Below are 21190 nucleotides of genomic sequence, written 5' to 3' on the forward strand. Positions count from 1 at the left end.
GCCTGCAGTGTCTTGCGATCCAGCATGCCACCTCCCAACGGCCTGTCATTGCAGACTTCAGCATAGGAGGGCGACGATCTTCAGTCCCCGGAAATCTCCGATGAACCTTTTTTCTTGCCCGCGGTCCGCACCGCTCGCGGAAAGCCTATCCCTTGGGCCCGTTGTTCGAATGGGCTTCTGCAATCGCGGAGAATCCGCTGCGATACAGAATCAGGGAAAACCATGAACGCCGGCAGCCTCGCCCCCACCCAGCAAATGCAACTGGCCGTGCATTTCCATTCGCACGGCCAGTTCGACAACGCCCGCACGTTGTACGAAGACGTTCTCAAGCAGTTTCCCAACGACTTCGTGGTGCTCTACCACCTCGGCATGCTGGAGTCCCAGGTCGGTCGCATCGACCATGCCGCGGACCACTTCGCGCGCGCGGTGCAAGTCGACCCGAGGAACGCCGACGCGCAGAACAACTTCGCGTACACGTTGCGGCAGCTTGGGCGCGATGCGGAGGCCTTGCAGGCCTACACCGAGGCGCAAGCCTTGAAGCCGGACGATGCGGACATTGCGGTCAATCTCGGTCTGTTGCACAAGAACCTGCAGCAATGGCCGCAAGCGCTGGCGGTGTTCGATCGTGCCTTGCAGACCAATCCCCGCCATACCGCGCTGCTGGGCAACCGAGGCAATGTGCTGCAGTTGCTGGGCCGTCACGAAGAAGCCCTGAGCAGCTATGAGCAGGCGCTGGCGGTCGGGCAGGACAACCCGGTGGTGCTGAGCAACCTCGCCAATGTGCTGAACGAACTCGGGCGCTACGAAGAAGCCTTTGCCTACACCGAGCGCGCCACACGCGCCCACCCCCGGCATGCCCAGGCATGGGTGGAACGGGGCAGTGCGCTCAAGTTGCTGGATCGCACGGCCGAGGCCGTGGCCAGTTTCGAGAAAGCGTTGGCACTCGAGCCTGCGCTGGTGCCGGCGCACACCGGCCTGGCGGCCACGGTGCTGAGCGACACGCAGGCGGACGCGCCGCGTGTGATCGAAGCCGGGCGCAAGAGCCTGGCGGTGTACCTGCAGGCCACTTACAAGGCGCCCACGCTGCGGCGAACGGGGCTGTTGCTGAGCACGTCCCGACTCAAGCACGACGTGCAGCAGGCGGCCTGGTTGCAGCAGCATGGCCATGACGTGCCCGGACTGCAGGCTTTCCTGGAGACCGGCGCGGCGTTGTTGCAGAACCCCGAGCAAGCGGGCATGCTGCGCGCCTCGGGCGCCGAACTGGCGCGCATGCAGGAATTCCTGGGCACGCCCTGGATCCACACCATGCCCGCGTCTTTGCCCGACGTGCTCAACCCCGACAACGACTGGCGCGCGCTGGAAGACGCTTACCTGGCTGGAACGCCCGAGATCCTCACCATCGACCACTTCCTGGCCGAGCCCGCGCTGCAGGCGTTCCAGACCTTCGCGCACGCCTCGCGGGTGTGGCACGGCGAGTACGCCAACAGCTACCTGGGCGCGTTCGCCAACCGCGGCTTCAACAGCCCGCTGCACCTGCAACTCGCGCGCGAGCTCAAGCAACGCATGCCGCGTGTGTTCAAGGACTACCTGCTCACGCAGCTCTGGGGCTTCAAGTACGAGCCGGCGGTCACCAGTGGCATCAACGTGCACGCCGATTTCGCCAAGGTGAACCTCAACTTCTGGATTGCGCCGAGCGAGCACAACCTGGACCCCGAGAGCGGCGGCCTCAAGCTGTACGACGTGCCCGCGCCGGCCGACTGGACCTTCGAGCAGTACAACGCCGACAGCGCGCTGATCTATGATTTCCTCCAGCGCCACGACGCGAAGTGCGTGACCGTGCCGTACCGCTGCAACCGCGCCGTGCTGTTCAATTCGGCGCTGTTCCATGAGACCGACACCATCCGCTTCGTGGACCGCTACGAAACGCGTCGGGTCAACATGACCTACCTCTTCGGTCAGCAGTTGCGCTAAGACATGGCGCACGCAACCACCGCCGGCATCAGCCGCGCCGCCTTCGCCACCTTGCTGCTCATCGCCTTCATGATGGGCGCCAACCACGTGGCCGCGCGCCTGGCGTTCGACGACGGCGTGAGCGTGGCCACCGCGGTGGCCTTTCGCAGCGGTGTCACGGCGCTGGTGGTCGCGCTTATCTTGCTGGCCTACCGCGTGCCGATGCGCTTGCAGGCACGGCATCGCAAGGCCCTGCCGGGCATCGGCTTGCTGGTGGGCGTGCAGAGCCTGTGCCTGTATGCATCGGTGGCGCGCCTGCCCGTGGCGCTCGCGCTGCTGGCCTTCAACACCTACCCGCTGTGGACCGCGCTGTGGGCGCGCCTCGTGTACGGCCAGCGGCCGCAGCCGCGTGTGTTGCGCGCCATGCCGGTGATGCTCGTGGGCCTGGCGCTGGCGCTCGACGTGTTCGGCGCTGCCTCGGGGCTGGGTGCTTCCGGCCATTGGGCGCGGATCGGCGTGGGTGTGGCGTTCGCGCTGGGGGCCGCGGCCACCTTCGGCCTGGCGCTGGTGCTCACGCAGCACGAAACCGAGGGCCTCGATGGCCGGCTGCGCACCGCGACCACGATGGGCATCGTCGCCGTGATGGCGCTGGTCGCCGCCAGCGCGCAGGGCGGCCTGGTGCTGCCCAGCGCGCCCATCGGCTGGTGGGGCCTGGCCGGTCTTACCTTCCTCTACGGGACGGCCTTCACCATCATGTTCACCGTGCTGCCCAAGCTCGGCGTGGTGGGCAACTCCGCGATCATGAACGTCGAACCGATCTTTGCACTGGTGTTGGCCTGGGCCATCCTGGGCCAGTCCATCGCGCCGGTGCAGGTGGCCGGTGGCCTGGTGGTGGTGGCCACGGTGATGTGGCTGGGTTTGCGCAAGGGTTGAAACCGACACGTCGTTGACGGCGCGTGCGCTACATTCGGCCGTGGTGCCGCGCGCGATGCGCGGCTGAATTCTTTGCTTCATCCCCATGCCGTCCAACAAATCCAATTCACCCGTCACGCTGCTGGATGTGGCCAAGGCGGTGGGCGTGTCCAGAGCGACGGTGTCGCTCGTGCTGCGCGAGAGCCCGGTGGTGGCGAAGGCCACGCGCGAGCGGGTGCTGGCCGCGTTCAAGGAGATGGGCTATGTGTACAACCGCAGTGCCGCCAACATGCGCAGCCGCCGCTCGAACACGGTCGCGGTCATCGTCAACGACCTGGCCAACACGCGGTTTTCGATGCTGGTGCGCAGTATCGAATCAATGCTGAGCCGCCACGGCTTCACGACCTTGCTGGGCAATTCGGACGAGTCGGTCGACAAGCAGCGCCGCTTCCTGGAGACGGTGCGGCAGTACAACATCGACGGCATCATGATCTGCCCCGCGGACGCGACCTCGGCGGAGGACATGAACCAGATCCTGTCGTGGAAGATCCCGTGCATCTGCGTGTCGCGCCACGTCAAGGGCGTGGAAGCGGACTATGTGGGCAGCGACAACAAACGCGGCATGGCGCTGGCGACCCAGCACCTGATTTCGCTCGGCCACAAGCGCATCGCCATGCTCGGTGGGCATGAGCGCTCGTCGATGGGCCGCGAACGCCTGGAGGGCTACCTCTCAGCCTTGGAGGCGGCGGGCATCAAACGCGATGACCGCCTCATCGCGCCAGCGCGCCAAGGCCATTCGCTGCAGAGCGAGGGCAAGCGGCTTGTCGCGGCGCAGCTGCGCATGAAGAACCCACCGACCGCCGCCGTCTGCCACAACGACGCCGTGGCGTTCGGGGTCATCATGGGACTGCGCTCGCTCAACCTGGAGGCCGGGCGGGATTTCGGCGTGGTGGGCTTTGACGACGTGCCCGAAGCCGCGTTGTGGGAGCCGACCCTGACCACCGTGGGCTCGCAACTGGAGCAGGTGGGCCAGTGGGCGGCGGAGCTGATGATCAGCCGCATGAACGACCCGGTGCGCCTGCCCACCCGCATCGAGGTGACCCCGACGCTGGTGGTGCGCGAGAGTTGCGGGTCAGGGCAGCGCCGCCCTCAGACCTGAGCCAGTGGCATCGCGGAGGGTGCCGCGTCCCACTGCGGCGAGAAGGGCGGGTTCACCTGCCTGCCATCGCTTCTGCGCAGCGCCGACACACGGGCCATCTCGTCGTCGCTGAGCGCGAAGTCGAACACCGCGAAGTTCTCCGCGATGCGCGCGGGGTTGGTCGAACGCGGGATGGCGCAGACCTGTGCTTGCTGGATGTTCCAGCGCAGCAGCACCTGGCTTTCCGTCTTGCCGTGGCGCTTGGCGATGGCCGTCAAAGCGTCGGACCGGATGTTGCCGCCACGCCCCAGAGGCGAGAACGAGATGAAGGCGGCCCCGGTGCTGCGCACCGCCGCCAGCACCGCGTCCTGATCGAGCAGCGGGTGGTACTCGCACTGGTTGGCGACGATGGGTGCGCTGCACAGTTCTGAGGCACGCAGGAACATCGCGGCCGGGAAGTTGGCCACGCCCACATGGCGCGCCAGGCCCTGGGCGCGCGCCGAGGCGAGGGCGCGCATGGTCTCTGCCAGCGGGATGTCGTCGTTCGGCCAATGCACCAGCAGCAGGTCGATGCAGTCCAGCCCCAGGCGCTCCAGGCTGGCTTGTGCGGAGCGCTGCAGGGCGCCGTCGCGCAGCTCTTCCCGCCACACCTTGGTGGTGACGAACACGTCCTTGCGGGGGACTTTGCTGTGCAGGATCGCGTGGCCCACGTCGGGCTCGTTGCCCGAGCGCGATGAGGTGTCGAAATGCCGGTAGCCGACCGACAGGGCGTGCGAGACGAGGTCGCGGCAAAGTTGCCCCGTCATGGGTGAGGTGCCGAAACCCAGAGCGGGAATGTCCGCGCCCCTGGCGTGGACGCAGGTGGTCATGGTGTGCATGGGGCGCCGCTCAGAACCAGAAGTCCGTGTCCTTCATGGACAACCAGGGCTCGCAAGGCGTCTGCCGTTCCATGCTGACGAATTCGACTTTCATCGCATCGGGCGTGCCGAACAAGGCCGTCATGCCGTCGCGCGGCGGGCGGATCAGCGGCACGCCTTTGTCGATCAGGTCATGGCAGGCGTCGTAGATGTTGTCGACGCGGTAGGCGAGGTGCCCCGCGGTGGACGCGTGTTGTTCGCGCAGCTTCTCGTCCTTGAAGTACAGCAGCTCCACGGTGGGGGCGAAGGTGGCGGAGTTCGCGGACTCGACATCACCATCGGCGGCGAGAAAGACCAGCGTGAACCCGCCCAGTGGCTCGCGCTCCATGCGCCGCACTTCGACCATGCCCATCACGTCCTGGTAGAAGGCCAGGGAACGATCGAGATCTTTGACTTTGATGAGGGTGTGCATGTACTTCATGGGATGTTCTTTGCCTTGGTAACGTGGTTCATAAAAAGAGGACGGGACGATCAGTCGGCCTTGATGTCGGCGGCCTTGACGACCTTGCCCCAGCGGGCGTAGTCGTCGGTGATCAACTGGGCGAAGGTTTCGGTGCTCTGTACCTTGATGAGCTGTGCGCCGCTGCCGAGCACGAAGGTCTTGAAGGCGTCGCTGGTGATGGCCGTGTCGAGCGCCGACTTCAATTGCTTGACCACGGCGGGTGGCGTGCCGGCGGGGGCGAACACGCCCATCCAGCCGTACAGCACGTAGTTCGGAACGCCCGATTCGACGGCGGTCGGAATGTCGGGCGCGTTCTCGACGCGTTGCGGTCCGGTGGTGGCCAGTGCGCGCAGCTGGCCGTTCTTGATCATGGGCATCAGTTGCACGACGGCGTCGATCATCACGTCCACCCGCCCGCCCAGCAGGTCTTGCAAGGCCGGCGCGCCGCCCTTGTACGGGATGTGTGCCATGTCCAGCCCCAGGCTGGTTTTCATGAGCTCCATCGCCACGTGGTTGATGCTGCCGCTGCCAGACGATGCGTAGTTGAGCTTGCCGGGGTTGGCCTTGGAGTAGGCGACCAGTTCGGCGATGGTCTTCACCGGCAGGCTCGGGCGCACCACCAGCACCATGGGGTTCTGCGAGATGACGCCCACCGGCGTCAGGTCCTTCATCGGGTCGATCGTGAGCTTGGTGTACGTGTGCGGGTTGATCACGATCGGGCTCAGCTGGGCGAGCAGCAAGGTGTGCCCATCGGCGTTCGACTTGGCCGCGTAGGCTGTGCCGATGTTGCCGCCCGCGCCGGGCCGGTTGTCGATCACCACCGTCTGGCCGAGTGACGTGCCCATGCTGCGGCCGATGATCCGGCCCATGGCATCGGCCGCGCCGCCGGCGGGGTAGGGCACCACCAGGGTGATGGGTTGGTGGGGGTACGCCGCCTGGGCCAGCGCCCACTGCGCCAGGGTCCACAGCAGCGCAAAGAGGCCGAGCTTTCTCAAGATGTTCATGCTTGTCTCCTAGGTGTTTGAATATGGATCGATCTAAATTCAAGTCAAAAAAAGTCCGGCCGGCGTTTGTTCCGGCGATTCTCTCCCGTTGTCGCGGTGCGCGGTGTTCCCCGCGATGCGGTTGCGCAAAATGCCCAGCGAACCGACCTCGCATTCGACGACGTCGCCCGGCTGGATCCAGCGATCGATTTCCATGCCGCTGCCATCGCCCAGCGTGCCCGAGGCGAAGAACTCGCCGGGGCGCAGCGTCTCGTCGCGGCTGGCATAGGCCAGCAGTTCCTCGAAGCTGAACAGCATGTCCGCGGTGGTGGCCGTGGCCCGCAGTTCACCGTTGACCCGCACCTGCGCCTGCAGCGACTGCACATCGGCGATCTCGTCGGTGGTGACGATCCAGGGCCCCATGGCGTTGGCGGTGTCGAAGCTCTTGCCCTTGCTCGGCCCCAGCTTCAATTCCATGTCGCGCAGCACCTGTTCGCGTGCGGAGTAGTCGTTGAAGACGGTGTAGCCGAAGATGTGCGCGCGGGCGTGGCGCGCGTCCAGGTTGCGGCCGCCGCGGCCAACCACCATGCCGACTTCCAGCTCGTAGTCCAGCAGGCCGGAGTAGGCGGGGCATTCGATCTCGGCGTCCGGCCCGACGACGTTGAAGCGGTTGGTGAAATAGAACGCCGGTTGCTGGTAGTACAGCGGGTCCAGTTGCAACACGGGCGGCGCGGCTTCGGTGTTGCCGGCCGCCTTGCGCCGCATTTCCGCCACCCGGGTGCGCGACTGCAGCATGTGTTTCTCATAGACGGAAAAGCAGCGGATCTGGCGCGGCTCGGGCAGTGGAGCCCGCAGCTGGATGCTGTCCAGCGGCAACGTCGGCAGGCCTTGGCCCGTAGCCTGGGTTTGCAGTTCGCGGGCGAGGTCCAGGCCTGGTTCACCGGCGGCAATCAGGTCCTGCATGGACCGCAAGAGGGGCGAAGCGTGTGCGTGAAGGCGTTCGTGGGTGGATTGCAGGTCCAGCACGGTCTGTTGCAGGGGATCGACGATCCCGATCCGGGCCGTGGAAGCATGCTGGAAAGTGCAAAGTTTCATCGATCACCTTTAGAAATTGACGCAAATTTAGATCGATCTAAATTTTGTGTCAAGAGGGAATTCGATGGATGGCATGTCGCCTCGGAGCGGACCGGCCGTTGTTCAGTCGGGGTCGTCGAGCGACGCGCTCCAGCGCTCGTTCCACTCGCCGCGCGGTGGTGCATCGCGCAGGTCTTCGATCTGGCGGCGGTCGCGCTTGGTGGGGCGCCCCATGGGCTGGCTGTGGGCGGGCTCGGGGGCCAGGCGGCGTTGTTCGGCGGCCTCGGCGCGCTGCTTTTTCGATGCCTCGGTTTCCTCGTAGAGCAACACGGCCACGGGCGCGGGGCCTCGCACGCCGCTCAAGCCGCGCACGACGATCGTGCGCGGCGTGTCCTGGTGCATGCGCAATTCGAGCGTGTCGCCCACCTTGACCTCCCGCGAAGGCTTCACCGGCAGGCCGTTGAGGCGCACATGGCCCTTGTCGATGGCCTCGGTGCTGAGGCCGCGGGTTTTGTAGAAGCGCGCCGCCCAGAGCCATTTGTCGAGGCGGACCTTGCTGTCGTTGCGGTCGGGTTGGGGTTTCATGGGGTGGTTGCTGCGGCCAGTGGCAGGCGCACGGTGGCGTCCAGACCGACCACTGTGCCTTGTCGGGTGCGGTTGTTCAACTCGATGCCGCCGTGCAGGGACTGCACGATTTCGCGGCAGATCGCCAGGCCCAGGCCGGAACCGGAGATGCCGGGTGCGGGTTCGGTGGCAAAGGGCTGGAACAGGCGTTCGCGCAGCGCGGGCGAAATGCCGGGGCCTTCGTCGCGGATGGTGAGCGCGGCGCTGTTCGCGTCGACCACGAGCGCGACCGACAGCGCCGAACCGGGCGGGGTGTTCTTGATCGCGTTGTGCAACAGGTTGCGGCTGAGTTCGCGCAGCGCCCATTCGTGCGCCTGCACGGGCGCGGGGTGTGTGTCGATCGAGAAGTCGAGCGAGCGATCGGCGATCAACGCCGAGAGGTCGAGCGCGACCCCGCGCACCACGTCCGCCCAGTCGATCACCGACGCGCCCTGTTCCTGGCGCAGCTGCTCGACCTTGGCCAGCGCGAGCATCTGGTTGGCCAGTTCGGTGGCGCGCTCCACGGTGTGGCCGATCTCTTCCAGCGCCAGCGCCGGTGGCACGTCGCCGCGCTGCGCCGATTGCACCTGCGTCTTGAGCACCGCCAGCGGCGTGCGCAACTGGTGCGAGGTGTCGCGCACAAAGCGTTTCTGGTGTTCCAGCAGGTGCGACAGGCGCTGCATGTGCTGGTTGGTGGCGTCGAGCAGCGGCAGCAGCTCGCGCGGTGCGCCTTCGGTGGGCAGTGGGGACAGGTCGTTTTCGCTGCGCAGGCCCAGCGCGTGGCTGAGCGCGCGCACCGGGCGCGTGGCGCGCTGCACCACGAACACCACCACCAGCGCGACCACGATCACCAGCGCGGCCTGCCGCCACAAGGTGTCCAGCAGGATCTGCCGCGCCAGGGTCTCGCGCAGTTCCAGCGTCTCGGCCACCTGAATGGTCGCCATGCCTTGTTCGTAGACGCCCGAGACCGGTTGCAGCAGCACGGCCATGCGCACTGGCACGCCGCGGTACTCGTCGTCGTAGAAGTTGACCAGTGCCGCGTACAGGTTCTTCTGCGGAATCTCGGTGCGCCAGGCCGGCATGTCTTCGAAGCCCGAGACCATTTCGCCCTTGAGGCCGTTGACGCGGTAGAAGATGCGGCTGCGGTTGTCGGCCTCGAAGGCTTCGAGCGCGGAGTAGAGCAGGGTGGATTCGATGCGCACGTTGTCGCCCGAACCGGTCACGCTCAGTTGCTCGCCGAGCGATTTGGCGGTGGCCAGCAGGGTGCGGTCGTACGCGGTGTCGGCGGCGGCGAGCGCCTGCCGGTACAGCACCACGGTGTTGACGACGATGAAGGCGAACACCGGCAGCAGGATGCCCAGCAGCAGCGTGCGGCGCAGCGAGCGCGGGCGGTAGCGCCGTGGTCTCATGCCTGGGCCTTGAGCAGATAGCCCAGGCCGCGCAAGGTGACCAGTTGCGCCCCGGTGTGCGCGATCTTCTTGCGCAGGCGGTAGGCCACCACCTCGATCGCCTCGGGCTGCACCTGGCTTTCACCCGGGAACACCAGCTCGAACAGGCGCTCCTTGGCCATCGCGTGCCCGGGCTTGCCGAGCAAGGCCTGCAGCAGCGCAAGTTCGCGCGGGGCGAGTTCCATCGGTTCGCCGTTGAAGTACACCGCGCCGCTGTCTTTCTCCACGCGCATGCCGCACCACGCGGGGCTGGCGCCCGGGGCGGCTTCGGCCTGGTTGCCCGAGCGCCGCACCAGGGCACGCACGCGCGCCTCGAGTTCGTCAAGATCGAAGGGCTTGGGCATGTAGTCGTCGGCGCCGGTGTTCAGGCCGAGGATGCGGTCGCCCACGGTGCCGCGCGCGGTGAGCACGATGACCGGGGTGGCCAATCCCGCGGCCCGCGCCTGGCTCAGGACTTCAAGGCCATCGACACCGGGCAGGCTCAGGTCGAGCAGCACCGCGTCGGGCAGGCTGGCCTGCCACATCGCCAATGCGCGGGCGCCGTCTTCGCAGCCCAGCACCTGGATGCCGCGCCGCTCGAAGCTGCGCCGCAAGGTGGTCTGCATGGTGGCGTTGTCTTCGATCAATAGCAGCTTCATGGCCGTCGATTATGGCCACGCGGTCCGTGTGTGCAGGCGCCTCAGCTAGGGTTTTCACCGAGGAAGTGGACAGCTAACTGACAGCGAGCCGGCAGAAGATACGCGGGTCGATTCTTCCCACATCCAGGAGACAAGCCATGCGTCGCGACACCTTCCTCAAATCCCTGGCCGCTTTGGCGGCCGCTGGTGCCCTGCCCAACGCGGCCTGGGCAGCCGCCAACATCAAGATGATGATCCCCGCCAACCCCGGCGGCGGCTGGGACGGCACGGGCCGCGCGCTCGGCGACGCGCTGCGCGACGCGGGCGTGGCCTCGTCGGTCACCTACGAAAACAAGGGCGGCGCGGCCGGCGCGATCGGCCTGGCGCAGTTCTACAACGCCAGCAAGGGCGACCCGAACGCGCTGATGGTCATGGGCGCGGTCATGCTCGGCGGCATCATCACCGGCAAGCCGCCGGTGTCCATCACGCAGGTCACGCCGATCGCGCGCCTGAGCACCGAGTACAACGTGTTCGTGCTGCCGGCCAATTCGCCTTTCAAGACCATGAAGGACGTGGTGGAGCAACTCAAGAAGGACCCGGGCAGCGTCAAGTGGGGCGGCGGTTCGCGCGGCGCCACCGAGCACATCGCCGCGGCGCAGATCGCGCAGGCGGTCGGCGTGCCGGCTTCCAAGATCAACTATGTGCCTTTCCGTGGGGGCGGTGAGGCCACGGCCGCCATCCTGGGCGGCAACGTCACCGTGGGCGGCAGCGGCTACAGCGAGTTCCAGCAGTACATCGAGAGCGGCAAGATGCGCGCGATCGCCGTCACCTCGGCGCAGCGCATCAAGGGCATCGACGTGCCCACGCTGAAAGAGCAGGGCATCGACGTGGAGATCGGCAACTGGCGTGGCGTGTACGGTGCGGCCGGCATCACTCAGGCCCAGCGCGACGCGTTGACCGACATGGTCGTCAAGGCCACGAAGAGCAAGTCCTGGGCGGCGGCCGTCGAGAAGAACAACTGGACGCCCGCGCTGCTCACCGGCAAGGCCTTCGACGAGTTCGTGGACAAGGACTTTTCCTTGCTGCGCGCGACCATGGTTCGCGCGGGCATGGTCTAGACAGGATCACCCCCTGCGCCGCTTCGCGGCTTCCCCCCTCTCTGGCGCGCCTTTGGCGCTGGGAGGGGGACGGCATCTTGGGCCGGCGGAGCCGGACCCTTGATGCCCCTGGTTTTGGGTTGCTCGTGCGTGGCGGGGCGCGCTCCGGGATATGGAAATAGCCAAGGGATACCAACATGAACAACGATCTTTCGCCTGGCGCCAACCACCGCCCTGGCCAGCTGGCCATGGGCATTGGCGCGCTCGTCGTGGCGGCTGTGCTGGCCTTCGGCGCCGCGGCCATTCCCTCCGACGCGGGCTACGCCGGCGTGGGCCCGGACTTTCTGCCCTGGGTGGTGAGCGCGGCGCTGGCGGTGTGCGGCGTGATGCTGATCCGCGAGGTGCTCACCGGCGGCTACCGGCAGATGGAGGAGCCTTCGGGCGCGGCGCGCGGCGACTGGCGCGCGCTGGCCTGGGTGTCGGCCGGCGTGTTGCTCAACGCATCGCTCATCACCACCATCGGCTTCATCCTCAGTTGCGCGATGTGTTTCGTGCTGGCGGTGCGCGGCCTGCGCATCAGCGAAGGCAAGCCCGCGGGGGATGTGCGCCAGACGGTGAAGGACGTGGTGACCGGCATGCTGATCTCGGCACCGGTGTTCTGGCTCTTCACCAAGGTGTTGGCCGTGAACCTTCCTGGCATCACCGCCAGTGGCTGGATCTGAACGCGAAGGCTGAAGCACCATGATGGACACCCTCAACCAACTGCTCGCGGGCTTTGCCACCGCAGGCACCCCGATCAACCTGCTGTGGGCCTTCGCCGGTTGCGCGCTGGGCACGGCCATCGGCGTGCTGCCGGGCCTGGGCCCGGCGGTGACGGTGGCGATGCTGCTGCCGATCACCGGCCAGGTCGAACCCACGGCGTCGATGATCTTCTTCGCCGGCATCTACTACGGCGCGATGTACGGCGGCTCGACCACCTCGATCCTGCTCAACACCCCGGGCGAGACCGGCACCATGGTGACCGCGCTCGAAGGTTTCAAGATGGCCAAGAGCGGGCGCGCGGGCGCGGCCCTCGCCACGGCGGCCATCGGCTCCTTCGTGGCGGGCACCATCGCCACCATCCTCGTCACGCTGTTCGCGCCCATCCTGGCCGAGTTCGCCGTGAAGCTCGGCCCGCCCGAGTATTTCTGCCTGATGCTGCTGGCCTTCACCACGGTGAGCGCGGTGCTGGGCCAGAGCACCTTGCGTGGTCTCACGGCGTTGTTCTTCGGCATCGCGCTCGGCCTCATCGGCATCGACCAGATCACCGCACAGGTGCGCTACACCGGTGGCGTGCTCGAGTTCATGGACGGCATCGAGGTGGTGCTCGTGGCCGTGGGTCTGTTTGCCGTGGCCGAGGCGCTCTACAACGCGCTGTACGAAGGCCGCAGCGAAGCCAGCATGAACAAGATGAACAAGGTGCACATGACGCGCGGCGAGTGGCGGCGTTCCTGGCCGGCCTGGATGCGCGGCACCGCGATCGGTTTTCCGTTCGGCACCATTCCCGCCGGTGGCACCGAGATCCCGACCTTCCTGAGCTACGCCACCGAGCGCAAGCTCGCCAAGCCCGAGCACAAGGCCGAGTTCGGCACGGTGGGCGCGATCGAAGGCGTGGCGGGCCCGGAAGCGGCCAACAACGCGGCCGTCACTGGCACGCTGGTGCCGCTGCTCACGCTGGGTATTCCCACCTCGGTGACGGCCGCCATCCTGCTGAGTGCGCTGCAGAACTACGGCATCAACGCCGGCCCGCAGCTGTTCCAGACCTCGTCCGCGCTGGTGTGGGCGCTGATCGCCTCGCTCTACATCGGCAACGTCATGCTGCTGGTGCTCAACCTGCCGCTGGTGGGCCTGTGGGTGAAGCTGCTCAAGATTCCGCGCCCCCAGCTCTACGCCGGCATCCTGATCTTCGCGACGGTGGGCGTGTACGGCATGCGCCAGAGCGCGTTCGACCTGTTCCTGATGTACGGCCTGGGCCTGCTCGGCGTGGTGATGCGCCGCTACGACTTCCCCACCGCGCCGGTGATCGTCGGTCTGATCCTGGGCCCCATGGCCGAGGCGCAGATGCGCAACGCGCTGTCCATCGGCGAGGGCAGCTTCATGGTGTTCCTGCAGCGGCCGATGTCGGCCACGCTGCTGGCGGTGGTGGTGATGGTGCTGGTGTTGCCGCGCGTGCTGGCGCGGCGCACCGCCTTAAGGTGACGCCGACACGCCCTCGCGCATGGCCTCGATGAAGCGGCGCAGGCGCACCGGGTAGTAGCGGGCGTGTGGGTACACCAGGTGCAAGGTGAGGTGCGGGGCTTGCCACTCGGGCACCAGTTGCACCAGCCGGCCGGCGGCTAGGTCGTCCTCCAGCATCCACGCCGAACCGATGCCAACGCCCAGGCCGAGCACCGCCGCGTGGCCCAACGCGTAGAGGTTGTCGGTGCACAGACGCGGCTGTATGGCAAAGCGCTGCACCTCGCCCGTGCGCACATGGGTCAGCGACACCTCGTTGCGGTAGTAGGTGCTCAAGGCCAGCCACGGCAACTGCGCCAGATCCGCGACTTGCCGAGGCTTGCGTGAGCCCTTGAGCAGCGCGGGTGCGGCCACCACGATGCGCGGAATCTCCAGCAGCTTGATCGCCACCACCGACGGGTCGCGCACCTCGCCCACCTGCAACGCACAGTCGATGCCTTCCCCAATCAGGTCGTGCACGTCGTCGCGCAGCAGCCAGTCCACATCCACCTGCGGATGGCGCTGCAGGAAGCCGGCCAGCGGGCGCACCAGTTGTTCCTGACCCAGGGCGTGCGGCACCTGCACGCGCAGGCGGCCCTTGGGCACTTCGCCCGCGCCCCGCGCATCGGCCTGGAGTGCATCCCAGCCGTCGATCAGGACCTTGGCGCGCTCGTAGCAGCGCTCGCCGTCTTCCGTGAGCCGCATCGCGCGCGTGGAGCGCTGCAGCAGCCGCAGACCCAGCGAGCGCTCCAGCGCCTGCAGACGGCGGCTCACGGTGGGTTGCGTCGTGCCCATTTGCGCCGCCGCCTGCGACAGGCTGCCGGCCTCGACGATGCGCACGAAGGTCTGCATCAGCTCCAGGCGGTCACCGGTGCCTGTGAGGGTGGGTGTTTGGGGCTTATTCATGCGGCCATCGTATATCTCAAGTGCGTTCCGTGCCTCTACCGGCGTGTTTGAAGGGCAAGCACAATCGGGCACCCCCCGTTTTTGCCAGCGCACACCATGTCACTCATTCAAGCAACGAATACCCTGCCGCAGACCGGCAACCCGGCGAGCGCGACCGGCCTGTCCACCCCGCTGGTGCTGCTGCTGGCCACGAGCGCGGGCCTGACCGTCGCGTCGATCTACTACAGCCAACCCATGCTGGGCGTGCTCGGCGAAGACACCGGCGCGGGCGCGCAGGCGTTGGGCCTGGTGCCCACGCTCTCGCAACTGGGCTACGCGCTGGGCATCCTGTTGATGGCGCCGTTGGGTGATCGGCACGACCGCCGCACGCTCATCCTCATCAAGTGCGCGCTGCTGGTCGCGGCCATGCTGAGCGCTGCCGTCGCGCCGGGTATGGGCTGGCTGCTCGTGGCCAGCCTGGTGATCGGCCTGGGCGCCACGGCCGCGCAGGACATCGTGCCCGCCGCCGCTTCGCTCGCGCCCGACGCGCACCGGGGCCGGGTGGTGGGCTCGGTCATGACCGGCTTGTTGCTCGGCATCCTGCTCTCGCGCGTGGTCAGCGGCTTCGTCGCCGAGCACCTGGGCTGGCGCGCCATGTTCGTGCTCGCGGCCGCGTCGGTGGCGGTGCTGGGCGTGGCCTTGTGGCGCAAGCTGCCCAACTTCCAGCCCACCACCCACCTGAGCTACCGCGCCTTGATGGGCTCGATGCTCGGCCTGTGGCAGCGCCATGCGCCGGTGCGCCGCGCAGCCCTGGCGCAAGGGGCGCTGGCCCTGGGTTTCAGCGCCGTGTGGTCGACGCTGGCGCTCTGGCTGCATGGCGCGCCGTTCCACATGGGCAGCGCCGCGGCCGGGGCGTTCGGTATCGCGGGCGCGGCCGGCGCATTGGGCGCTCCGGTGTTCGGGCGCCTGTCGGACCGCCATGGCGGGCACCGCATGGCCTTGCTCGGCGCGGTGATCGCGCTGGTGTCGTTCGCGGTCATGGCCTTTCTGCCGTGGCTCGGGCGCGAAGCACAACTGGCCTTGGTGGCGCTCTGTGTGGTCGGCTTCGATCTGGGTTTCCAGGGCACGCTGATTTCGCACCAGACCATCGTCTATGGCGCCGACCCCGCCGCGCGCGGCCGCCTGAACGCGATGCTGTTCGTGGTGATGTTCAGCGGCATGGCGATGGGCTCGGCCCTGGGCACCAGCCTGTTCGCGCGCTGGGGTTGGGCGGGGGTGACGGCGCTGTGCGTGGCCTCGGCGCTGCTGTCGATCGGCATCCGCCTGTGGCCGGGCAACACCACGCGCCCAGCGGCTTGAGACCGTACCGGTAGGGGGTACCATCCCGGCATGACCCGGGACAACCGCCTGCCGCGCGACGCGCAAAGCATTCTCGAACTGGCCGCGAGGTCGATGTTCGAGCTGTTTGCGAATGCGAGCGAGGGCATGTTGCTGGTGGACCGGGACGCGCGCGTGGTGTGGATCAACGACCAGTACCGCCGCTTCCTGCCCGCGCTCGGCTTCGAGCGCGAAGAAGACTTCGTCGGCCACCCGGTCTCGCGCGTGGTGCAGCACACGCAGATGCACCAGGTGCTCGCCACAGGCAAACCGATCCTGATCGACCTGCTCACCAACCGCGCCGGCACCTTCGTCGTCAGCCGCATTCCGCTGCGCGACGATGCGGGCGAGGTGATCGGCGTGCTGGGCATCGTGCTGTTCGACCACCCCGAGACCACGCTGCAACCCCTCATCAGCAAGTTCGCGCGGCTGGAGCAGGATTTGAGCGAAGCGCGCCGCGAGCTCGCGAGCCAGCGGCGCACCAAATACACCTTCGCCAGTTTCGTGGGCAGCAGCGCTGCGGCGCTGGAGGTGAAGCGCCAGGCGCGGCGCGCGGCGCAGTCGGCCAGCCCGGTGCTGTTGCTGGGCGAAACCGGCACCGGCAAGGAGTTGCTGGCGCACGCGATCCACGCGGCCTCGCCGCGCGCAGGCCGCCCCTTCGTGAGCGTGAACATGGCGGCGGTGCCCGACACGCTGTTGGAGGCCGAGTTTTTCGGCGTCGCCCCCGGCGCCTACACCGGCGCGGACAAGAAGGGCCGCGACGGCAAGTTCAAGCTGGCCGATGGCGGCACGCTGTTCCTCGATGAATTGGGCGACATGCCGATGTCGGTGCAGGTCAAGCTGCTGCGCGCGCTGCAGGAAGGCGAGATCGAGCCGCTGGGCTCGAACAAGCTGGTGCGTTTCGATGTGCGCGTGGTGGCCGCCACTTCGCGCGACCTGCAGCAGATGGTGCGCGACGGCACGTTCCGCGAAGACCTCTACTACCGCCTCAACGTGCTGCCCATCCGCGTGCCGCCGCTGCGCGAGCGGCAGGACGACATACCGCTGCTGATCGAAGCACTGTGCGAAGACATCGCCGCGCGCGGTGGCGGTGCTCAGCTGGAGCTGACGGCCGATGCGCAGGCGCTGCTGGCCGCGCAAGCCTGGCGCGGCAACATCCGCGAGCTGCGCAATGTGCTGGAACAGCTCGCGCTGCGCAGCGACTCGCACCACATCGCCGCCGCGCAGGTGGGGGCGGTGCTGCAGGAGGCAGGCCTGCCCGCATTGACGCCGCCCGCCGCGCCCTTGCGCGCCCCGCCGCGCGCCGCAGTTGTGCCGGGCGACCTGCGCCCGCTGCCCGAGCAGATCGCCGAGCTGGAGCAGCGCGCGATTTCCGATGCCCTGGCCCGCACGGGCGGCAACCGCACAGCAGCCGCGAAGCTGCTCGGCATTTCGCGCGCGAGCCTGTACGACCGCCTGGCTGCGCAGGATGGTGGTGCGTCTGAAATTCAGACGATTGTCTGAATTTCAGACGGTGGTGTTTTTGAAGACTGTCTGAAATCTGGACGGTGGTATTCCGTTTTTGAAAAAAGCTGTTTGAAATCAACGGCGTAGAAGATTGGCACGAAGCCTGCAATGCACCAGCACGGCGCTCGGCGCTGTGACCTTTCCAACCAGGAGACAAGACATGACACACACCACCCGCCGCCTGGCGGTCATCGCGCTCGCTTGCACGGCCGCGCTCGGCACCACGATGGCCAGCGCGCAGGCCAACAAGGGCGAGATCCGCATTGCCCACATCCACAGCAAGACCGGACCGCTCGAGGCCTATGCCAAGCAGACCCAGGCCGGCTTGATGATGGGCCTGAGCTACGCCACGGGCGGCACCATGATGGTGGGTGGCAAGAAGATCGTCGTGATCGAGAAGGACGACCAGGGCAAGCCCGACGTGGGCAAGAGCCTGCTGGCCGCCGCCTATGCCGACGACAAGGTGGACCTGGCCATCGGCCCGACCGCTTCACCCGTGGCGCTGGCCATGCTGCCGGTGGCCGAGGAATACAAAAAGATTTTGCTGGTCGAGCCCGCCGTGGCCGACTCCATCACCGGCGACAAGTGGAACAAGTACATCTTCCGCACCGGCCGCAACAGCAGCCAGGACGCGGCTGCGAACGCCGTGGCACTGGACCAGCCGGGCAACGTGATCGCCATGCTGGCCAACGACAACGCCTTCGGCCGCGATGGTGTGAAGGCCGCGAAGGACTTCACCAAGAAGGCCAAGATCGTTCACGAGGAATACCTGCCCGTGGGCACGACCGACTTCACCGCCGGCCTGCTGCGCATCGTCGACAAGCTCAAGGACCAGCCGGGCAACAAGTACATCTCGGTGGGCTGGTCGGGCGCGCCCACGCCGTTCGGCAAGATCGCCGAGATGGAGCTGGACAAGCGCTATGGCATCAAGCTCGCCACGGGCGGCAACATCCTGCCGGCCATGGTGGCCTACAAGCAGTTCCCCGGCATGGAAGGCGCGCTGTACTACTACTTCGGCATCCCCAAGAACCCGGTGAACGACGCGATGGTGTCCGAGCACTACAAGCAGTTCAAGACGCCGCCGGACTTCTTCACGGCCGGTGGTTTCTCCGCCGCGATGGCGGTGGTCACGGCGCTGAAGAAAACCAATGGCGACACGAAAACCGACACGCTCATCAAGACCATGGAAGGCATGAGCTTCGAGACGCCCAAGGGCACGATGACCTTCCGCAAGGAAGACCACCAGGCGATGCAGAGCATGTACCACTTCAAGATCAAGGCCGACCCGGCGTTTGCCTGGGGCGTGCCGGAACTGGTGCGTGAGATCAAGCCTTCGGATCTGGACATTCCAATCCGAAACAAGCGCTAACCCCCTGCGCCGCTGACGCGGCTTCCCTCTTGAAAGGGGGACAACACTGCGGCCCGGCGAAGCCGGTTCCGCGGTGTTTCTGGAAGGTCGGCGCACTTGCGCCGCCCACTGTCCACGCTCTCTGGATTTCCCATGCTTGAAACCCAAGACCTCACGGTCCGCTTCGGTGGGCACGTGGCGGTGAGTGCCGTCTCCTGCGCGTTCGCGCCGGGCACGCTCACGGCCATCGTCGGCCCCAACGGTGCGGGCAAGACGACCTACTTCAACCTGATCTCCGGGCAGATCAAGGCCAGCGCGGGCCGCGTGCTGCTGGGCGGCAACGACATCTCGTCGCTGGGCGCACCGGCGCGCGCCAAAGCCGGCCTGGGCCGTGCGTTTCAACTCACCAACCTGTTCCCCAACCTCACCGTGCAGGAAAACGTGCGCCTCGCGGTGCAGGCCAAGGCAGGTGCGGGCCTGAACCTGTGGCGCATCTGGAGCGATCGGCGCGACCTGCTGCAACGCGCCGACGAGGTGCTGGAGACGGTGGCGTTGGCGGACAAGCGCGATGCGCTCGCATCGAGCCTGCCGCACGGCGACCAGCGCAAGCTTGAGGTGGGCATCCTGATGGCGCTGGAGCCCGACGTGTTCATGTTCGACGAGCCCACCGCCGGCATGAGCGTGGACGAGGTGCCGGTCATCCTCAACCTCATCCGCAAGCTCAAGGAAGACAAGCGCAAGACCATCCTGCTGGTCGAACACAAGATGGACGTGGTGCGCGAGTTGTCGGACCGCATCATCGTGCTGCACAACGGCGAGCTGGTGGCCGATGGCGACCCTGCGACGGTGATTGCCTCGCCGGTGGTGCAGCAGGCCTATCTCGGTATCAATCCTGAAGAAGAGGTGGCGGCATGAACAACCTCCTCACCCTCAAGGGTGTCCACACCCACATCGGCGCGTACCACATCCTCCACGGCGTCGACCTCGTCGTGCCCGCCAACCAGCTCACCATGCTGCTCGGCCGCAATGGTGCGGGCAAGACGACCACGTTGCGCACCATCATGGGCCTGTGGCACGCGAGCCAGGGCTCGGTGACGCTCGATGGAGCGGACATCACCGTGCAACCCACACCCGACATCGCGCGCAGCGGCGTGGCCTACGTGCCTGAAAGCATGGGCATCTTCTCGGACCTGAGCGTGAAGGAAAACATGCTGCTCGCCGCGCGCGGCGCGCGCAGCCTGGACGACGTCGACACCACGCGGCTCGAATGGATCTTCGGCCTGTTCCCTGCGATGAAGAAGTTCTGGCTGCACCCGGCCGGCAAGTTGAGCGGCGGACAAAAGCAGATGCTCGCCGTCTCGCGGGCCATCGTCGAACCGCGCAAGCTGCTGCTGATCGACGAACCCAGCAAGGGCCTGGCGCCCGCGATCATCCAGAACATGATCGCCGCGTTCCGCGAACTCAAGGCGGCGCAGACCACCATCCTGCTGGTCGAACAGAACTTCAACTTCGCGCGCCAGCTCGGCGACAGCGTGGCCGTCATGGACGACGGCCGCGTGGTGCACAGCGGCTCGATGGCCGAGCTCGCCGCCGACGAAAACCTGCAGGCGAAGTTGCTCGGCCTCTCCCTCGGAGCACACCAATGAAACTGAATGCCGACTTCGACTGGAAGCCACTGGCCCTCGTGCCCGTGCTGGCGCTGCTCGCGCTGCCCGCCGTGGGCAGCCCGTCCACCTGGATCACGCTCACCGTGGCGGGCCTGGCCATGGGCATGATCATCTTCATCATTGCCTCGGGCCTCACGCTGGTGTTCGGCCTCATGGACGTGCTGAACTTTGGCCACGGCGTGTTCATCGCGCTGGGCGCCTTCGTCGCCACCACCGTGCTCGCGAGCATGGGCAGCTACACCACGACCGACAGTCTGTGGCTCAACCTCGTGGCGCTGCTGCCCGCGATGCTCGTGGCGATGGCGGTGGCCGGCGCCTTGGGCTGGGTGTTCGAGCGCCTGATCATCCGCCCGGTGTACGGCATGCACCTCAAGCAGATCCTGATCACCATGGGCGGCATGATCATCGGCGAAGAGATGATCAAGGTCATCTGGGGCCCGGGGCAGATCGCCTTGCCATTGCCCGAAACCCTGCGCGGCTCCTTCATCTTCGGTGACGCATCGGTGGAGAAATACCGCCTGCTCGCGGTACTGGTCGGCGCGGCCGTCTTCGCCGCCATGGTGTGGACGCTCAACCGCACCAAGGTCGGCCTGTTGGTGCGTGCCGGCGTGCAGGACCGCGAGATGGTCGAGTCGCTCGGTTACCGCATCCGCCAGCTCTTCATTGGCGTGTTCGTCGTGGGCAGCGCGCTCGCCGGCCTGGGCGGTGTCATGTGGGGCCTGTACCAGCAGACCGTGCTGCCGCAGATGGGCGCGCAGGTCAACGTGCTGATCTTCATCGTGATCATCATCGGCGGCCTGGGCTCCACGCTGGGCGCGCTCATCGGCGCGCTGCTGGTGGGGCTGATGGCGAACTACACCGGCTTCCTGATGCCCAAGGTGGCGCTGTTCTCCAACATCGCGTTGATGGTCGCCATTCTCTTGTGGCGCCCGCAGGGCGTGTACCCCGTCACCAACCGCTAAGGAGCCGAACC

The 21190-nt window shown here is 66.9% G+C and carries 20 protein-coding genes; 12 read left to right on the top strand and 8 right to left on the bottom strand.

What is annotated here, in order from left to right; genetic code table 11:
* Positions 1-222 precede the first annotated feature (222 nt).
* From FFS09_RS24405 to FFS09_RS24415, 3 genes are all read left to right on the top strand, one after another.
* A complete protein-coding gene (locus FFS09_RS24405) occupies positions 223-1971 on the top strand; it encodes a tetratricopeptide repeat protein (protein ID WP_137921541.1) in 1749 nt (582 codons plus the stop codon).
* 3 nt (positions 1972-1974) lie between these two features.
* Positions 1975-2883, top strand: coding sequence for an EamA family transporter (locus tag FFS09_RS24410; protein WP_137921542.1), 909 nt, complete (start codon positions 1975-1977; stop codon positions 2881-2883).
* A gap of 85 nt (positions 2884-2968) precedes the next feature.
* Positions 2969-4021, top strand: a complete 1053-nt coding sequence (locus tag FFS09_RS24415) for a LacI family DNA-binding transcriptional regulator (protein ID WP_137921543.1) — start codon at positions 2969-2971, stop codon at positions 4019-4021.
* Here the strand turns inward: FFS09_RS24415 and FFS09_RS24420 are convergent.
* From FFS09_RS24420 to FFS09_RS24450, 7 genes are all read right to left on the bottom strand, one after another.
* Positions 4012-4869, bottom strand: coding sequence for an aldo/keto reductase (locus FFS09_RS24420; RefSeq protein ID WP_137921544.1), 858 nt, complete (start codon positions 4867-4869; stop codon positions 4012-4014). The two genes, FFS09_RS24415 and FFS09_RS24420, sit on opposite strands and share 10 nt — an antisense overlap.
* A 19-nt stretch (positions 4870-4888) precedes the next feature.
* Positions 4889-5338, bottom strand: coding sequence for a VOC family protein (locus FFS09_RS24425; RefSeq protein WP_137921545.1), 450 nt, complete (start codon positions 5336-5338; stop codon positions 4889-4891).
* A 50-nt stretch (positions 5339-5388) separates the two neighbouring features.
* Positions 5389-6363, bottom strand: a complete 975-nt coding sequence (locus tag FFS09_RS24430; RefSeq protein WP_137921546.1) for a Bug family tripartite tricarboxylate transporter substrate binding protein — start codon at positions 6361-6363, stop codon at positions 5389-5391.
* A gap of 39 nt (positions 6364-6402) precedes the next feature.
* The gene (locus FFS09_RS24435; RefSeq protein WP_137921547.1) at positions 6403-7437 is read right to left on the bottom strand and encodes a fumarylacetoacetate hydrolase family protein; all 1035 of its coding nucleotides are present in this window, start codon (positions 7435-7437) and stop codon (positions 6403-6405) included.
* 102 nt (positions 7438-7539) lie between these two features.
* Entirely contained in the window at positions 7540-8001 is a 462-nt protein-coding gene (locus FFS09_RS24440; protein WP_137921548.1) for an RNA-binding S4 domain-containing protein, read from the bottom strand.
* Positions 7998-9428 (bottom strand): sensor histidine kinase, encoded by a 1431-nt coding sequence (locus FFS09_RS24445; RefSeq protein WP_137921549.1) that lies wholly within the window; start codon positions 9426-9428, stop codon positions 7998-8000. Before FFS09_RS24445 ends, FFS09_RS24440 begins: the two co-directional genes overlap by 4 nt.
* The gene (locus FFS09_RS24450) at positions 9425-10105 is read right to left on the bottom strand and encodes a response regulator transcription factor (protein WP_137921550.1); all 681 of its coding nucleotides are present in this window, start codon (positions 10103-10105) and stop codon (positions 9425-9427) included. The genes FFS09_RS24445 and FFS09_RS24450 overlap by 4 nt, the downstream gene beginning before the upstream one ends.
* Positions 10106-10242: 137 nt before the next feature.
* Between FFS09_RS24450 and FFS09_RS24455 the strand changes: the two genes are divergently transcribed.
* From FFS09_RS24455 to FFS09_RS24465, 3 genes are all read left to right on the top strand, one after another.
* The gene (locus tag FFS09_RS24455) at positions 10243-11202 is read left to right on the top strand and encodes a Bug family tripartite tricarboxylate transporter substrate binding protein (RefSeq protein WP_137921551.1); all 960 of its coding nucleotides are present in this window, start codon (positions 10243-10245) and stop codon (positions 11200-11202) included.
* Between the two features lie 176 nt (positions 11203-11378).
* Complete coding sequence (locus FFS09_RS24460) at positions 11379-11903, top strand: tripartite tricarboxylate transporter TctB family protein (protein ID WP_137921552.1); 525 nt, start codon at positions 11379-11381, stop codon at positions 11901-11903.
* A 22-nt stretch (positions 11904-11925) separates the two neighbouring features.
* The gene (locus FFS09_RS24465) at positions 11926-13419 is read left to right on the top strand and encodes a tripartite tricarboxylate transporter permease (protein ID WP_137921577.1); all 1494 of its coding nucleotides are present in this window, start codon (positions 11926-11928) and stop codon (positions 13417-13419) included.
* Here FFS09_RS24465 and FFS09_RS24470 read toward each other — a convergent pair.
* On the bottom strand, positions 13411-14340 hold the full coding sequence (locus FFS09_RS24470) for a LysR family transcriptional regulator (protein ID WP_137921553.1): 930 nt from the start codon (positions 14338-14340) through the stop codon (positions 13411-13413). The genes FFS09_RS24465 and FFS09_RS24470 overlap by 9 nt on opposite strands.
* A 96-nt stretch (positions 14341-14436) precedes the next feature.
* Between FFS09_RS24470 and FFS09_RS24475 the strand changes: the two genes are divergently transcribed.
* The 6 genes from FFS09_RS24475 to FFS09_RS24500 all read left to right on the top strand — a co-directional run bounded on the left by FFS09_RS24475 (position 14437) and on the right by FFS09_RS24500 (position 21179).
* Entirely contained in the window at positions 14437-15678 is a 1242-nt protein-coding gene (locus tag FFS09_RS24475) for an MFS transporter (protein ID WP_137921554.1), read from the top strand.
* 30 nt (positions 15679-15708) lie between these two features.
* Positions 15709-17199 (top strand): sigma-54 interaction domain-containing protein, encoded by a 1491-nt coding sequence (locus FFS09_RS24480; protein ID WP_137921555.1) that lies wholly within the window; start codon positions 15709-15711, stop codon positions 17197-17199.
* 163 nt (positions 17200-17362) lie between these two features.
* A complete protein-coding gene (locus FFS09_RS24485; protein WP_137921556.1) occupies positions 17363-18571 on the top strand; it encodes a substrate-binding domain-containing protein in 1209 nt (402 codons plus the stop codon).
* A 132-nt stretch (positions 18572-18703) separates the two neighbouring features.
* The gene (locus FFS09_RS24490) at positions 18704-19465 is read left to right on the top strand and encodes an ABC transporter ATP-binding protein (protein ID WP_137921557.1); all 762 of its coding nucleotides are present in this window, start codon (positions 18704-18706) and stop codon (positions 19463-19465) included.
* Entirely contained in the window at positions 19462-20196 is a 735-nt protein-coding gene (locus tag FFS09_RS24495; RefSeq protein ID WP_137921558.1) for an ABC transporter ATP-binding protein, read from the top strand. The genes FFS09_RS24490 and FFS09_RS24495 overlap by 4 nt, the downstream gene beginning before the upstream one ends.
* Complete coding sequence (locus FFS09_RS24500; RefSeq protein ID WP_137921559.1) at positions 20193-21179, top strand: branched-chain amino acid ABC transporter permease; 987 nt, start codon at positions 20193-20195, stop codon at positions 21177-21179. Before FFS09_RS24495 ends, FFS09_RS24500 begins: the two co-directional genes overlap by 4 nt.
* The last annotated feature ends 11 nt before the right edge of the window (positions 21180-21190 follow it).

It is taken from the genome of Hydrogenophaga sp. 2FB, from assembly GCF_005503365.1.
Taxonomy (GTDB): domain Bacteria; phylum Pseudomonadota; class Gammaproteobacteria; order Burkholderiales; family Burkholderiaceae_C; genus Hydrogenophaga.